This window comes from Bacillus sp. L381, from assembly GCF_030284525.1.
In the GTDB taxonomy this organism is placed as follows: Bacteria; Bacillota; Bacilli; order Bacillales; family Bacillaceae; genus Bacillus; species Bacillus amyloliquefaciens.
The window spans coordinates 3,312,103-3,328,130 of sequence record NZ_CP127224.1 but is presented as its reverse complement, the minus strand read 5'-3'; the positions used below and the strand labels follow the sequence as shown (position 1 = coordinate 3,328,130).

General features: G+C 46.1%; 14 protein-coding genes. 9 read left to right on the top strand and 5 right to left on the bottom strand.

All coding sequences use genetic code 11. The features are described from left to right. Positions 1–26: 26 nt before the first annotated feature. The 5 genes from prfB to ftsX all read left to right on the top strand — a co-directional run bounded on the left by prfB (position 27) and on the right by ftsX (position 4,314). Positions 27–1,128, top strand: a protein-coding gene (prfB, locus tag QRX25_RS17090) for a peptide chain release factor 2 (RefSeq protein ID WP_115996803.1) whose coding sequence is annotated in 2 segments (ribosomal slippage) — positions 27–98 and positions 100–1,128 — 1,101 coding nt in all. Because the reading frame shifts where the segments join, the coding sequence is not laid out codon by codon here. A gap of 171 nt (positions 1,129–1,299) precedes the next feature. Then, the gene (locus QRX25_RS17085; RefSeq protein ID WP_013353768.1) at positions 1,300–2,148 is read left to right on the top strand and encodes a YitT family protein; all 849 of its coding nucleotides are present in this window, start codon (positions 1,300–1,302) and stop codon (positions 2,146–2,148) included. A gap of 35 nt (positions 2,149–2,183) precedes the next feature. Further along, positions 2,184–2,525 carry a cytochrome c551 gene (gene cccB, locus QRX25_RS17080; protein ID WP_065982442.1) on the top strand — a complete coding sequence of 114 codons (342 nt, stop codon included), beginning with the start codon at positions 2,184–2,186 and terminating at the stop codon, positions 2,523–2,525. A 219-nt stretch (positions 2,526–2,744) separates the two neighbouring features. Further along, positions 2,745–3,431, top strand: coding sequence for a cell division ATP-binding protein FtsE (gene ftsE / locus QRX25_RS17075; protein ID WP_003151418.1), 687 nt, complete (start codon positions 2,745–2,747; stop codon positions 3,429–3,431). After that, complete coding sequence (gene ftsX, locus QRX25_RS17070; protein ID WP_065982929.1) at positions 3,424–4,314, top strand: permease-like cell division protein FtsX; 891 nt, start codon at positions 3,424–3,426, stop codon at positions 4,312–4,314. Before ftsE ends, ftsX begins: the two co-directional genes overlap by 8 nt. A gap of 47 nt (positions 4,315–4,361) precedes the next feature. Here the strand turns inward: ftsX and QRX25_RS17065 are convergent, their stop codons facing one another. Continuing rightward, the gene (locus tag QRX25_RS17065) at positions 4,362–5,768 is read right to left on the bottom strand and encodes a right-handed parallel beta-helix repeat-containing protein (protein WP_212099476.1); all 1,407 of its coding nucleotides are present in this window, start codon (positions 5,766–5,768) and stop codon (positions 4,362–4,364) included. Between the two features lie 207 nt (positions 5,769–5,975). Here QRX25_RS17065 and ctpB point away from each other — a divergent pair, with 207 nt between their 5' ends. The 3 genes from ctpB (at position 5,976) to minJ (ending at position 9,325) form a co-directional block, all read left to right on the top strand. Next, positions 5,976–7,334, top strand: coding sequence for a carboxy-terminal processing protease CtpB (gene ctpB, locus QRX25_RS17060; protein ID WP_373925714.1), 1,359 nt, complete (start codon positions 5,976–5,978; stop codon positions 7,332–7,334). Between the two features lie 372 nt (positions 7,335–7,706). After that, a complete protein-coding gene (gene swrA, locus QRX25_RS17055; RefSeq protein WP_014305920.1) occupies positions 7,707–8,060 on the top strand; it encodes a swarming motility protein SwrAA in 354 nt (117 codons plus the stop codon). A 74-nt stretch (positions 8,061–8,134) separates the two neighbouring features. Beyond that, entirely contained in the window at positions 8,135–9,325 is a 1,191-nt protein-coding gene (gene minJ / locus QRX25_RS17050; protein WP_045512322.1) for a cell division topological determinant MinJ, read from the top strand. 43 nt (positions 9,326–9,368) lie between these two features. On the opposite strand, the gene QRX25_RS17045 is transcribed toward minJ, so the two are convergent. The 4 genes from QRX25_RS17045 to QRX25_RS17030 all read right to left on the bottom strand — a co-directional run bounded on the left by QRX25_RS17045 (position 9,369) and on the right by QRX25_RS17030 (position 15,321). Then, positions 9,369–10,652, bottom strand: a complete 1,284-nt coding sequence (locus QRX25_RS17045) for a BslA/BslB family hydrophobin (protein WP_212099472.1) — start codon at positions 10,650–10,652, stop codon at positions 9,369–9,371. 161 nt (positions 10,653–10,813) lie between these two features. Continuing rightward, complete coding sequence (locus tag QRX25_RS17040) at positions 10,814–12,151, bottom strand: MFS transporter (protein WP_212099469.1); 1,338 nt, start codon at positions 12,149–12,151, stop codon at positions 10,814–10,816. Positions 12,152–12,178: 27 nt separating this feature from the next. Beyond that, complete coding sequence (locus tag QRX25_RS17035) at positions 12,179–12,748, bottom strand: TetR/AcrR family transcriptional regulator (protein WP_065522325.1); 570 nt, start codon at positions 12,746–12,748, stop codon at positions 12,179–12,181. A gap of 71 nt (positions 12,749–12,819) precedes the next feature. Beyond that, positions 12,820–15,321 (bottom strand): PEP/pyruvate-binding domain-containing protein, encoded by a 2,502-nt coding sequence (locus QRX25_RS17030; protein WP_212099466.1) that lies wholly within the window; start codon positions 15,319–15,321, stop codon positions 12,820–12,822. A gap of 297 nt (positions 15,322–15,618) precedes the next feature. On the opposite strand from QRX25_RS17030, the gene QRX25_RS17025 reads away from it, so the two are divergent. Further along, positions 15,619–15,855, top strand: coding sequence for a CsbA family protein (locus QRX25_RS17025; RefSeq protein ID WP_003151438.1), 237 nt, complete (start codon positions 15,619–15,621; stop codon positions 15,853–15,855). Positions 15,856–16,028 lie beyond the last annotated feature (173 nt).

The window sequence follows — 16,028 nt, the reverse complement described above, 5'->3', positions numbered from 1 at the left end:
CCGGATCTTTTAATGAGGTGAATGGAATGGAATTATCAGAAATCAGGGCAGAGCTCGAAAATATGGCTTCTCGTTTAGCGGACTTCAGGGGGTCTCTTTGACCTCGAATCAAAGGAAGCCCGCATTGCAGAATTAGATGAACAGATGGCGGAACCGGAATTCTGGAATGACCAGCAGAAGGCCCAAACCGTCATCAATGAAGCGAACGGTCTGAAAGACTACGTGAACTCCTATCATCAGCTGAGCGAGTCTCACGAAGAGCTGCAAATGACATATGAGCTTTTAAAAGAAGAACCTGATCAGGAACTTCAGCAGGAGCTTGAGAAAGAGCTGAAGTCATTAACGAAGGAATTGAATGAATTTGAGCTTCAGCTGCTGCTCAGTGAACCATATGACAAAAATAACGCGATTTTAGAGCTTCATCCGGGAGCCGGCGGTACGGAATCCCAAGACTGGGGTTCCATGCTGCTCAGAATGTATACCCGCTGGGCGGAAAGACGCGGATGCAAAGTTGAAACACTTGATTATCTGCCTGGGGATGAAGCCGGAATTAAGTCGGTCACACTGCTTATTAAAGGCCACAATGCATACGGCTATTTAAAAGCGGAAAAAGGCGTACACCGTCTCGTTCGGATTTCTCCATTTGATTCATCAGGCCGCCGTCACACGTCATTCGTGTCATGTGAAGTCATGCCTGAATTCAATGAAGAAATCGATATCGAAATCCGGACCGAAGACATTAAAGTTGATACGTACCGGGCAAGCGGTGCCGGCGGACAGCACGTCAATACGACTGATTCAGCCGTTCGGATCACCCACCTGCCGACAAATGTAGTCGTCACATGCCAAACGGAACGTTCACAAATCAAAAACCGCGACAGAGCGATGAAAATGCTCAAAGCGAAGCTGTATCAGCGCAGAATTGAAGAACAGCAGGCGGAGCTTGACGAAATCCGCGGCGAACAGAAAGAAATCGGCTGGGGCAGCCAAATCCGCTCGTACGTATTCCATCCGTACTCCATGGTGAAAGATCACCGGACCAATACGGAAATGGGGAACGTGCAGGCGGTTATGGACGGAGATATTGATATCTTTATTGATGCCTATTTACGCTCCAAACTGTCATAATCCGGGAACACACCTGCCAATGGCAAGGTGTGTTTTTTTTTATCACTTCTCTTTCTCCGTTTTTCACAATAGCGCTTTAGCAAATTAATACGGTATTTGGCTGTTATTTACTTCTAAGCCGGGAAGACTTAAAATGCTATCGAGAGAAAATCGGAGAACGGAGGATTTTGCATGGATGTGAATCACAATAAGCCGCTCCGTCTGATCAAAGATTATATATATATCATGATCGGCGCGGCGATTACAGGGGTCGTGTTTAACGTATTTTTGCTGCCGAACCGTATAGCAGCGGGAGGAGTAAGCGGAATCAGCACCATTTTAGAAACATTTGGTTTTGAACCGGCTTACGTGCAGTGGATTATTAACATTCCTTTGTTTATCGCCGGAGTGATCATTCTCGGCGGGAAATTCGGAATGAAGACGCTTGTCGGTTCCATCGTTCTGCCGCTTGCCGTCTTTTTAACAAGAGATCTGCCTGCCGCGACGACCCATGAATTGCTGGCGGCGATTTTCGGAGGCGTGGGGATCGGTACGGGTATCGGCATCGTTTATCTCGGCAAAGGCTCCACGGGGGGAACGGCTCTGGCGGCGCAGATCATTCACAAATACACGGGGCTTTCGTTAGGGACGTGTCTTGCCATCATGGACGGATTAATTGTGCTGAGCGCGATGCTCGTTTTCGGAGTGGAACAGGGACTGTATGCGATGCTCGGGGTATTTATTTCAAGCAAAACGATTGATGTCGTGCAGGTCGGGTTCAACCGCTCCAAAATGGCTTTAATCATTACGCAGCATGAAGAAGCCGTCAGGTCGGCTGTGTTTACGCAAATCGACAGGGGTGTGACGAAGATTTCCGCAGTCGGCGGGTATACGGAACATGACCGGCCGATTTTAATGTGTGTCGTCGGCCAGACCGAATTCACAAAACTGAAACAAATCGTCAAACAAATTGATGAGTCAGCTTTTGTCATTGTCGCAGACGCAAGCGAGGTGCTCGGCGAGGGTTTCAAACGCGCCTAAACGGAGTTATAATAGCGAAGGGGTGCATCTTACACATGAAATCAAAATGGGCGCTGCTAGTGCTGGTTCTGACCATGTCCGTCCTGCTGGCGGCATGCGGCGGATCCAATGAATCAAAAAAAGAAGGCTCTGACAGCTCAGGCGGATCAAAAGCATCCGCGTCAGCAGGAGAAGAGCTTTATCAGCAAAGCTGTATCGGCTGCCACGGAAAAGACTTAGAAGGCGGCGGCGGTCCCAATCTGCAGGAAGTCGGCGGGAAGTATGATGAAGCTAAAATTGAAAGCATCATTATAAACGGCCGCGGCAATATGCCGAGCCATCTTGTAAGTGATGAGGACGCAGCGAAGATCGCGAAATGGCTGTCACAGAAAAAATAACAGAAAAACCTTGCCTGTTATGAGGGGCAAGGTTTTTTCACGGCCTGGGAATGAAAAGAAACTGTAATAGTAATATGTCTAAATTTGACGTATAATGAAGTGTACTGAGGAAAAGGAACTTTCAGATTTTTCATCTGTTTCCTGGTAAATCGGCCATAAATCGCAGTATTGTTGCGAACTCTATGGCTGCAAGACATAAATAAAAGATTAGGTGATTTCATGATAGAGATGAAAGAAGTATATAAATCCTATCCGAACGGTGTAAAAGCGATTAACGGGCTGTCAGTCATGATTCATCCCGGAGAATTTGTATATGTCGTAGGACCGAGCGGAGCCGGTAAATCTACTTTTATCAAAATGATTTACAGAGAAGAAAAACCGACAAAAGGGCAAATATTGATTAATCATAAAGATCTCGCGGCTGTAAAAGAAAAAGAGATTCCTTTCGTGCGGCGTAAAATAGGTGTTGTTTTCCAAGATTTCAAACTTCTTCCGAAATTGACAGTATTTGAAAACGTCGCGTTTGCGCTTGAGGTTATCGGAGAGCAGCAGTCAGTCATTAAAAAACGAGTGCTTGAAGTGCTCGATCTTGTGCAGCTGAAGCATAAAGCGCGGCAGTTTCCCGACCAGCTTTCCGGAGGAGAACAGCAGCGTGTTTCCATCGCAAGATCCATCGTCAACAATCCTGACGTCGTTATAGCTGACGAACCGACGGGCAACCTTGATCCGGTAACATCATGGGAAGTCATGAAGACGCTGGAAGAGATCAACAACCGCGGAACGACTGTCGTGATGGCGACACACAATAAAGAAATAGTAAACACCATGAAGAAACGGGTCATCGCGATCGAAGACGGAATTATTGTGCGTGATGAGTCAAGAGGGGAGTATGGTTCTTATGATTAAAATTCTCGGGCGCCATTTGCGTGAGAGTTTTAAATCTCTCGGAAGAAACACATGGATGACTTTTGCATCCATCAGTGCCGTTACCGTTACATTGATATTGGTCGGCGTGTTTTTAGTCATTATGCTGAACTTAAACAACATGGCTAAAAATGCTGAAAAAGAAGTGGAGATTAAAGTATTAATCGATCTGACGTCGAATAAGAAAACGCAGGATACGCTGCAGAATGAGATTAAGGACATCTCGGGAATCCAAAGCGTAGAGTTTTCATCTAAAGATAAAGAGCTTGATCAATTGGTCAAAAGCTTCGGCGACAGCGGAAAGGCCATGAAAATGCAAGATCAGGAAAACCCGCTGAACAACGCGTTTGTCGTCAAAACGACAGATCCGCATGATACGCCGAAAGTCGCGAAAAAAATTGAGAAGCTTGATCATGTGTATAAAGTGACATACGGAAAAGAAGAAGTCAGCCGTCTGTTTAAGATCGTCGGCGTGTCACGCAACATCGGGATTGCGTTAATCATTGGCCTTCTGTTCACGGCGATGTTCTTAATTTCAAATACGATTAAAATCACGATTTTCGCAAGAAGAAAAGAGATAGAAATCATGAAGCTTGTCGGTGCGACAAACTGGTTTATCCGCTGGCCGTTTTTCCTTGAAGGGCTGCTGCTCGGAGTATTCGGTTCAGTCATACCGATCGCACTCGTGCTCAGTACGTACCAGTCGATGGTCGCTTGGGTGGCCCCAAAAGTTCAGGGATCATTTGTTTCACTTCTGCCGTACAGTCCGTTTGTGTTCCAAGTATCACTTGTGCTCATTCTGATCGGCGCGGTTATCGGAGTATGGGGAAGCCTGACTTCCATCCGAAAATTCCTTCGTGTATAAATAAAAAAAGCCAGTCTTTATCAGACTGGCTTTTTTTGATGGTTCCGTTACTGAATGACGGGCAGGGCTGGTGATCCGGGCTTTAATGTAAAGTCATAAGACGATTCGTCACGGTACATCGGGTCCGCATAAATGGAGTTTGAATCGTTTGCCGTTCCTTTTTGGTAAGCTGTGAATGAGTGGTATTCTTTGTTTTTCCAATTCCAAATGCCGTCTTTTCCTGTTTCTTTGTGATAGACGTTATGGTTAACGGTATTGCTTTCATTTTTCGTAAAATCATTTGCGATAAAAATCCGGGAACGGCTTGCCGTCATGATGTTTTTTTCGATGGTGTTCCCTTTTGTGTCGTACTGCAGCAGCAGCTGGCCGCCGTCAAGGTTCTTCGTGTCATTTCGGTACATGATGTTATGGGAGATCACGGAATTGATTGTGCCGCCGCGCTTCGTGTCATAGCCTCCGATTGAAATACCCGTGTAAGCATTGTTATACACCTTGTTATCCGTAATCCGGATATCTTGTGCGTATTTCCCTCTATGCTCGGAAGTGGCTTCAATGCCGAGATCGTTGTTGTATACGGTGTTTTTCCTAATGTCCACATGTTCTGCGCCGTCAACGTAAATACCGCCCGCTGAGTATTCATTGCCGTAGGCGGGATTTCCGTAAGAGGAATTATGGCTCACTGTATTGTTTTCAATGACGCCGTTTCGCGCATAATCGTTTTCTTTGGACGTTCCTTCGTAGCCGATTACGTCAATCCCGATATTGTTATTGTCCCGGATGGTATTGCCGGCGATGTTAAATCCGTCAATATTTCCGTTCAGAACTACCGCCTCGCTTGCGCCCAGCGTCAGTTTTTCAACCGTATTATTTGTGATGCTGACATCCTTCATCGCGCCTGTGCCGTAAAACGCGATGCCGTGTGCATTTCCGTCATCAGCCGTTGTTTTAATGTTTTGGATGCGGTTGCCGTCAATGGTAATATGACTGCTTGATCCGGTGACATAGATTCCCATGGCTGTCGCATCTTCTGATGAAACTGAGAGATTTTCAAGCGTAATGCCGTGAATGGTAATGTACTGTTTATTGCGGATTTGAATTAATGGTGTTTCAGAATCGCCGTCTGACGCAGATTTGCCGCTGATGGCGACATGCTCATTCTCATAGTTCTGAAATGTAATCGGCTTCTCAGACGTGCCGCTGTGCTTGACCTCAAATGTTTCATCGTACGTTCCTTCCCGTATCAATACGGTTGTTCCGGCCTCAGCCTTTTCCGCCGCATGCTTCAATGTGCGGAAAGGCTTTTCTTTCGTTCCATCATTTTGATCGCTGCCTGCGGGAGAAACATACACGGCATCCGCCTGCGTTTTTTCATTGGCCTCTGTTTTTTGCCAGACAAAGGCGGTAATGCCTGCGGCCAGCACCGCTGCGGATAAAATTGATAATTTTATTTTCATATCGTATTCTCCTGTATATTTAATGAATTATATACAGAATATTATACGTTACCCATTTATATGAAACAATTGCGTATTCATTTTTTTGTTGCCATTACATGAATTCTTTCAGGTTTACACATACTATCTCCAGGTTTTCGTAAAAGGACTAAGAGGAGGTAAACGATGAAACAGAAAATAATCGCAGCGATAGCGGCCGTCAGCATCATGTGCGGCGGAGCCCATATTGCCGGGGCGGCACAGCCGAATTCATCAGAAGCAGAAAGAAGCCAGGCAATGGAAAAAATCGAAAAAGCATATGAGCTGATCTCGAACGAATACGTGGAAAATGTAGATAAAGAAAAGCTTCTTGAAGGAGCGATTCAGGGGATGCTGTCTACATTAAACGACCCTTATTCCGTTTATATGGACAAGCAGACCGCCAAGCAGTTTTCCGATTCTCTTGATTCTTCTTTTGAAGGTATCGGCGCTGAAGTCGGTATGGAAGATAATAAAATCATTATCGTTTCACCGTTTAAGCAATCTCCGGCTGAAAAAGCAGGCCTCAAGCCGAATGATGAAATCATCAGTATAAACGGCGAGTCAATGAACGGGAAAGATTTAAACGAAGCCGTGCTGAAAATCAGGGGGAAAAAAGGATCGAAGGTTTCTATTAAAATACAGCGCCCGGGAACTGAAAAACAGCTGTCATTCCGGATTAAAAGAGCGGAAATTCCGCTGGAAACCGTATTTGCTTCCCGCAAAGAATCAGGCGGGCATCATGTCGGCTATATCGCCATATCGACATTTTCCGAGCATACCGCTCAGGACTTCGCAGCGGCGCTGAAAAAGCTTGAGAAACAAGGGATTGACGGGCTCGTTCTTGACGTAAGGGGAAATCCCGGCGGATACCTTCAAAGCGTCGAACAAATTTTAAAGCATTTCGTCACAAAAGACATGCCGTATATTCAAATCGCGGAACGTAACGGGGATAAAAAACAATATTTCTCAACCTTAAAAGATAAAAAGCCGTATCCCGTCAATGTCATCACGGATAAAGGAAGCGCCTCCGCTTCGGAAATTCTTGCGGGCGCATTGAAAGAGGCGGGACATTATGACGTTGTCGGTGATACCTCCTTCGGCAAAGGAACGGTTCAGCAGGCCGTACCTATGGGAGACGGCAGCAATATTAAATTGACGCTGTACAAATGGCTGACACCGAAAGGCAATTGGATTCACAAAAAAGGCATTACCCCGACAATCGCCGTAAGCCAGCCGGATTATTTTGCAGCGGGGCCGCTTCAGCTGAAACAGCCGCTTCAGCCTGATATGAACAGTGCGGATGTCAAACACGCCCAAATCCTGCTGAAAGGCTTGGGCTTCGACCCGGGCAGGGCGGACGGCTATTTCAGCAAAACAATGAAAAAAGCCGTTCTGGCGTTTCAAGACCGGAACAAGCTTGATAAAACAGCTGTCATTGACAAAAAAACAGCGGAAAAAATGAATCAGCTGATGAACGAGAAGAAATCTGACGAAAAAAATGATTTACAGCTGCAAATGGCGTTAAAATCATTATTTGTAAAATAAATGAAAAGGAGGCGTTTTTTTCGCCTCCTGTTTCTTTTGTCCTTCATCAAAAATGAACCAAAAGATATATAATTATGACGTTTTTGACAAGATATTAAAAAAATTTTCACATTTAAACATTTATAAAGGACAAACATTACCCGATATTTATAGGGAAGAGAGACTTTATGCCGAGTTAATATGTATTCAAAATGAAACTTTTGAAAGTTGCCTCAGTCAGTTTTAGTTCTTACAATAAAAGAAGGTTCTAATAGAGAACAGTTTTAGTCTGGCAGCTGCATTTCAGTATTGAAAGCAGAAGTGTTTGCGGCGCTTCAGCACGGCAGCTGTAATCACCCGTGCTTATCTGGATAAAAAAATGGGGGTTCACAATTGAAGAGGGCAAGTATTGTGCGTGAAAAAAAATATTATGAATTAGTGGAACAACTAAAAGACAGAACAAAAGACGTCACATTTTCATCAACAAAAGCACTAAGTCTTCTCATGCTGTTCAGCAGATACCTGGTCAATTACACAAATGTTGAATGCGTTCACGAAATCAATGAAGAGTGTGCAAAGCATTATTTCACTTACTTAATGAAAAACCATAAACGCTTAGGAATCAATCTGACGGATATTAAGCGGTCTATGCTTCTGATCAGCGGCGTGATCGAGGTGGAAGTCGACCACTATCTGAAAGATTTCTCTCTCTCAAATGTAACACTGTGGATGACGGAAGAGAGATAGACGTTTGAGATATTCAAGCCAATGATTATTTGGTAGAATAGAATTAAAATGTTTGGCTTGAGGCGGTGAAAGCAGTGTCTGTTCAATGGGGAATTGAACTTCTGAAAAGTATCGGTCTGTTTTTTTTGCACCCGATGTTTTGGTTTTTTATCATCATAAGTCTCGCATGCGGATATTTGCGGATTAAACGTGAACGCCATACGTTTCATACAAAAATCGCGGATATGTATGACGAGCTTATCTTTACATACATAAAAGGGCTTATACCGGGGATTCTTCTCTCCATATTATTTTTTGGACTGGGAATTTCGATTCCATTCGGCCTTCTCGGCATCATTGCGGCCGTGACGGCTTTGGCTTCGCTGACGTTCCGTATGAATTGGCTGTCATCAGCTTATATTGTCAGCGCCGGTATGTTCATTGTGTTTGTCCTTCAATATACCCACACAGTGCCGTTCGCGGATCGGTTTCCGCAGGCATTCGGCGTGAATTGGGCGTCAGCGGCCGTGTTCATGGGCCTTTTGATCATTACGGAGGGAGCGGCAGCTTACCGTTCAGCGCATGAAAAAACATCTCCGGCGCTTGTCGTCAGCAGCAGAGGTCTGCCCATCGGCCGTCAATTGGCGAATCGCGCATGGCTGCTTCCGCTTTTCTTATTGGTTCCGGGCAGCGGGCTTGAAACACACCTTTCTTGGTGGCCTGTCTTTACCGTGCCGGGCGGCTCTTTCCATTTGATCTGGATTCCTTATATCGCGGGCTTCGGACAGCGTGTGCAGGGATCCCTTCCGGAGGTCAGCATAAGGATAACGGCGAAACGTGTTATGTATCTCGGAATGATCGTTACCGCATTCGGGGCAGCGGCCCTTTGGTGGACTCCGCTTGCCGGTGCTGCCGTTTGTATCGCGGTGCTCGGACGCCTGTTTTTATCATTGAGACAGCGGTTGAACGATAATGCGGCTCCGTTTTATTTCTCTAAGCGGGATCAGGGCCTAATGGTGCTCGGTATCATTCCGAATACGCCCGCGGAAGATCTTAATCTGAAGATCGGTGAGATTATTACGAAAGTAAACGGCATACCCGTGAAGCATGTATCGGATTTTTATGAAGCACTTCAAAAAAACCGCGCATTTGTAAAAATGGAGATCATCGGCCTGAACGGTGAGATCCGGTTTGATCAGCGCGCGTCCTATGAAGGCGAACATCATGAATTAGGTATTTTATTCGTGCAGGATGAACATGAGCAAGAAGAAATGACAGCATTATAAAAAAACCCCGGTGCCGTTAAAAACACGGCGGCCGGGCTTTTTTTTACGGCCGGATTACAATGTCAGCCGGATACAATTCTGAGGTAATGGTGCCGACGACGGTATCGGACGCCGTGTCGATGACGGAAATCAGATTACTGAAAAAGTTCGTGACGAAGATACGTGTTCCGTCAGTATCCGGTTTGGCGCCGTACGGATACTGACCGACAGGAATAACCGCGGTGATCGTGTTTGCAGCTGTATTGAGCACAGATACGGTGCCGCTGCTTGAATTTAAAATATACACTTTCGCTCCGTCAGGCGTTATCGTGACACCGAGCGGATTCATCTCCGTATTGACGGTATCAATGAGGGTGTTTTTGCTGGTATCAATAATGGAGAGATTGTTGCTGTTAAGGTTTGTAATATAAGCCTTGCTTCCGTCCGGCGAAAAGACGAGATCAGAAGGAGAACTGTACGGCAGAATAATGGTTGCCGTCACTGTATTGTCTGCCGTGCGGATGATGGAAACGGTGTTGGTATTGGTATTCAGCACATATACAAGCTGTCCGTTCGGCGATACGGCGATGCCTGTCGGCAGAAGGCCGACGGGAATGACTGAGATGACGGTATTGGTTTGTGTGTTGATCACATAAACATTGCTGCTTTGCTGGTTGGTGACGTATATAAAGTTTCCGTTTGGCGAAGCTGCGATTTTATAAGGAGACGCGCCTGTCGGAATTCTCTTGACCTCGCTGCTTGTCTCGGTTGAGATAACGGATACGCTGTTTTCTCCCGAATTACATACGTACAGAAATCTGCCGTCGGGCGTTATTGTGATGCCAAGCGGCGCAGCCCCAACCGGAATGACATTGGAAACTGTGCCGGTGATTCTGTTGATGGTGCCGACATGGTTGCTCAAATAGTTGGTCACATATGCAAAAGCTGCCGGATTCACAGTGAGATCAGCGGAGGCCGGCAGCAGAGAACCGATGATCAGCACCGTATTTTCTGCGGAAAAGGTATACGTGCCTGCCGCCGGGAGTGTTTTGTTTTTCAGCACAAGCGTGAACTGGGCAAGTCCGAGAAGATCGAGCGTCAATGGCAACGTGACTTTTCTGCCGCCTTCTGATATTTGTGAAGAAGTTAAATTGTTGTTGTTGATGGTGTCATTCGTCGTTGCGGTAAACCCTTCAGGCAGCCGGAATACGACTCCGCCTAACGAGAGCACGGAATTCGGCGAATAGGTAAGAACGAGATCTGACGCAGTTCCTTCTGTGCTGTTTTGAACGGCACTGACTGTAAGAGACGGCGCCAGCGGCCTAACTTGGTCTGAACTCTTAGCCATTTACATTCCCCTTTTCTCTTTTAACTAAAAGATTCTCATAGAGCAAACGGCATTGCGATACTCTATGCATCGGGGGAGTGGGGTGACACTTTGAAAGAGAAAATTAAGAAGAAAAACTAGAAAAGGTTCCGGAAAGCAGATGCTTACGGAACCTTTTTCGTTTACGCCGAATGGCTTTTTTTCGTATGAACGGTTTCCCCGGACTTAATTCCAAGTGATACGAACAAGCCGATCACAGAAACGCCGATTAATATGATAAACAGAATATGAAATCCGGAGATTAAACCGATCAGTGCTGAAGAAATAATGCTTCCGAAATAACGGAAGGTGGAAAAAATCCCGGACGCGATGCCGGACATGCCCGGTTCTACCGTCGCAAGAGAAGACACCTGCATGCTCGTCAGCCCCGCCCCGGATGCGATGCCGCCCACAATAAGCGATGCCATAAGGAACGGGACGGAATGGGAATAAACCAAAAGCAGAAATAATAGATTGGCTCCGGCCATCAGCATGAAGGACAGAAAAATCATTCTTCGCGCGCCCCATTTATGATGCAGCTGAGCCCCGCCCCAGTTGCTGGCGGACATAAAAATCGAAAAGACGGACAGCGCCATGCCGCTGTGCGACGTATTCATGCTGAAGTGGCCGGTCATAAAGAGCGGCATAATCAATAGCACCGCGTACATCATTAGATTGCTTAACAGAACCGACAGATTGGCGCTTGTAAATGTTGAGCTTTTAAACAGGTCAAAATCAATAATCGGATGTTTCGTGCGCAGCTCCCGCCTGAAAAATAACGGAACAAATACAAGAATGAGCAGCGCGTATACCCAATAGCCCGTAGAGCTTTCGTTTTTCGTCAGAAGAATAATAGATACAATGCTGCCGGCAAGCAAAACGGATCCGATGATATCAAGCGGCGCGTCAGAAGTTTCTTCTTTATATTTAGGAAACATCATCAATGCCGTCCCGAGTGCGATCGCAAGAAACGGAATATTGACCCAAAAGATAGAATGCCAGCTGAAGCTCTCGATTAGAAGAGAGCCGATAAACGGGCCGAGAGCCGCGCCCAGTCCGGCACCGAGGCCGAAAAAACCGAATACTTTCGGAAGCCGTTTTTCAGACACGACATGGCGGATGATGGCGATGCTGTTTGGTGTAAGCAAAGCGCCGCCGGCGGCCTGAAGCGCCCGGAAGAAAATCAATAAGAAAAGACTTGGCGAGAGGGCGCACCCCAATGATGCGATAAGAAAAAGGCCGACGCCCCATAAATACATTTTTTTGTTCCCGTACATATCACCGAGCTTGCCGGCAATGGGCTGTGTCACGGCCATCACGATTAAATACACCGTCACTACCCATGTGATGCTGGCAATTGATTCGCTGAATGAGCGGGAAATGGATGAAAGGGCGACTGCGATCATCGTAGAATTGATGGGAACGAGTATGGCTCCCAGCAAAAGCGAAACGATCAGCGCCCATTCTTTCTTTGAACCCATCCTTCATCCTCCTAGGAGCCGGAAAAATTACCGGCTGACGATTCCTTTGATAAAAATCTCAGTGCTGTGTTTCAGCATCGTTTCCTCAGAAAGAGTAATGACCCTTTTCCCCAGCTGCAGACGGTGCATAAAATAACCGAAGACCATCGTCATAAAGACGTCTGCATTTGCTTCTTCACTGCCGGGGCTTATGATGTTTTTCTTGGTCAGCTCCTTAAAGTAAACGATTAAATATTTTTTCACAGATTGCGGATATACGATGATATCCTGCAGGACGTCTTCGAATAGTTCCGGTTCGCGCAGGCAAATACGGAACACCTCTTTTTTTTGTTCCAATTGCTGCAAAAGGGCCGTGGCGAAATGAAGAAGATCCTCATACAGATCGCCTTCCGCCTTGGCGATCATGTTTTCCGGTGCGGGCGTCTGCTGCTCAATCATTGCTTTCATTAGTCCTTGTTTGTTTTTAAAATTACGGAAAATCGTTGCTTCGCTTACATTCGCTTTTTCTGCGATTTCCTTTGTTGTCGCGGCGCGGTATCCTTTTTGGATAATAAGATTCATCGCAGCGTCAAGAATTCTCTTGTTCGTCGTTCTCAACATGTTTCACCTCGCGAAAATACTGGCAGGACAAGTATACACCCGCCCTGCCCGTCAATAAAGAGGGAAACCTAGCATGAAGCGCGTTTGACAATCGTAATCTTGCCGTTTGTGCCGTCTACCGAGACGATATCTCCGTCGTTGAGCCTGTCAGTCGCTGCGCGAGTGCCGAGAACGGCGGGAAGCCCGTATTCTCTTGCGATGATGGCCGCGTGTGACAGGATGCCGCCCGTGTCCGTAATGACGGCTTTTGCGTCTTGAAACAGACTGGTCCAAAGCGGTGTCGTCATTTTGCAGACAAGCACATCTCCTGATGAAAAACGGGAAAATTCACTTGCGTCACGAATGACTTTCACCGGGCCGCTTGCGATTCCGCTTGAAGCCGCAAGTCCGTAAATATGATGTTCAGTGTTTTTTTCATCTTCTGTGATGGAACCGGTAATCTGCTCAGCCGCTTGCAGCTGTTCTGGAGTCGGAGTGCCGAGATAAGCGGGCGCTTCAAGAAGCTGATATTGCTGGAACAGCTGTTTACGTTCAGCCGCTTTTTCCTGCATCGGAACAGGCGACGCCAGCGCTTTCTCGACTTCATCGCTGTATAAGTACCACATATCCTCCCGGTCATCGATCACGCCTTGTTTTTGTAGGAGCTCGCCGATTTTCAAAAGGCAAAGGCGTGCTTTGGCGTCCAGCATCGCATCAATATAAAAATGGTGATCATCTTTGATGACGGATGAAGACAGCGTCCACTGATAATAGCGGTCAAACCTCTCCCTGAAGCCGTCATCTTCGATTTTCTCCATGAAGGCGGCGTAAAGCTGTTTTCGTTTTTCTATCGTTTTATGAAACTCACTGTCAAAATCGTAGCCGTTCCGGACATAGTTCTGAATGTTAGCCAATGCGAAATAAGGATTTTCCGCCCACGTTTCTTCGATCAGATCGTGGCTTTTCACGGATCTCCAGCCGTATTCCTGTAAAAATTCACCGACTTGTTCAAGAAAGCGCTTTCCTTCATTTGATTGCAGAAGCGTCTGATGAAGCTCACCGGCAGGAGAAACCGTAAAGACGCGCCGCAGCTCAGGACTGTCCTTTACTTGTCCGGAAAGAAGCCAAAGCTGTCTGTCTGTTTCTAATGATTTATTCATGACACCCGCCAGCATTTCGTACAGAAGGGAGGTGTTTTCTTTCTCAATCTGTCCGTACATCGATTCCAGCATCATGTTTAACGCAACCTGCGGAAAGACAATATTGAAATGTTCTTCGTATCCTTTTAAATAGAAGTCTTGCAGGTTCCGGAAAGCATCGAGGGCAGTCTCCGGTGTATGGTTTGTATGCGCCAGTTCGTCCAGCTTTTGATAAAAAGGCAGAAAGGTTTCATGAATAATATCGTACATGCGATCAGCCAAGATGGGAAATAGCGCTTCTAACTGTTCTGCGGGCGGTTCGTCGTCCGTCTTATGCTGTCTGGAAAAAACACGGCCTTGATGAAGCTTGACACGCTCGATTTCGATGCCCATTACAGGGAATGTCTTTGTGCTCTCTTTGAGGCCGTATTCTAAAGCCGGCACAATAAGCGAGGCGAATAACGGGCTGACGGGGCCTTCTATATTGGACTCCATATTAAGCCAAAAATCTTTCTGATCCCGGGACGTCATGATAAAATCCCGTTCTTCGTCCGCCGCTTTCTGATCCTGCACGATGGTTGTAATCGGTCTGGCCTGAAGCAGATACAGCTTATTTTCGGCAAATCCGAATTCAAGATCCACGGGATAACCGTACAGTTCTTCGGTCTTTATCGTCAGCATGGCAAGCTCTTTGATGTTCTCGTCATCAAGGCAGAAGCGGTTTCTCATGTCAGCGGACGTCTCTTTTTCCGTCACGCCTTCCTCTTGAGAAACGATATACATTTCTTTTAAGCCGATTTCTTTGTCAATCTGAAATGTGCCTTTATTGACGATAAATGTATCGGGCGTCACGCTTCCGGAAACGATTGCTTCTCCGAGACCGTAGCTCGCGCTGATCATCAGTTCTCCGTCATCGTGTGTGACCGGGTTGCGGCTGAAAATGACTCCCGAAACCTCAGAATTGATCAGCCCTTGCACGACAACACCCATTAACGGTTCTGCGGTATCGTTGTTCATTTTCTCTTTATAGCCGCTGACCCGCGCCGAGAAGAAGGAAGCCCAGCATTCTTTCACTTTTCCGAGAAATTCTTCTTCTGTTTTGATATTTAAATAGGTTTCGTACTGGCCCGCGAAAGAAGCGCCTTCAAGATCTTCGGACGCGGATGAGGAACGTACGGCGACAGAGGCGTATGATTCTCTCAATTCATAAAATGATGCGGCCAGCTCATCCCGGAGCTCTTTTGAAAACGTGCCGTTCATAATGGCGCGCTCCATCTGTGCCTCTTCTGCTTGAAGCCGATTGTCTTCTATAAAACGTGTCAGAGCGTTCGTCTGAATGACAAAACCGTCGGGAACGGGCAGGCCGTTTTTCGTCAGTTTAATCAGGTTCATTCCTTTTGCTCCTGCTGAGCGGCTCGATTCTTCCGCTTTTTGAAATCGTACTGAATACATGCGTGATGCCCCCTTTTTCTTCATCCAAGAAAATGATAGTGAACACTATCATTACATTTTAAAGAGGGAGGAAGAAACTGTCAAAGACACAAAGACCTAATCGTTCTCCGCCTTTCGGCTGAAGAAAGGCAATTTGATTCATTTCGTTAACGGTTCAATGGATTTGCTTTTACATTTTTTCTGACAGATGATTGAAGAATGCTGAAAAAGGGTATTGTGATAGCAGGGGAACGATTGTCCGATTCTTCATTTTTTACTATAATCAGATGAGATGAAGAATTCCCGAGGAGGGTTTTTGTGATTACAAAAGCCGTTTTTGCATTATGTTTCCCTTTTATGCTGGTCGTCCTTTTTACGAGAGTCACTTTTAACCACTATGTGGCGATCGCTCTCACAGCCGCGCTGCTTTTCGCATCCTATTTAAAAGGCTACACCGAAACGTATTTTATCGTTGGATTGGATGTCGTCTCTCTGGTAGCCGGCGGGCTGTACATGGCTAAAAAAGAAGCAGACAAAAAGAAAGACAATGCCTGACATGGTGAATATGAAATAGAATGCCTGCTTTTACGCCATAAAAGCAGGTTTTTTATACAAAAATTGACTTGGTAAAAATAAACCATCGAACTTTAGTTCGTATTTTTAGTGATTTTGCCCGTCATTGTGTTACTATATCAATAGGAAGATTTCGTAAAGAAACGGAGGCTTTT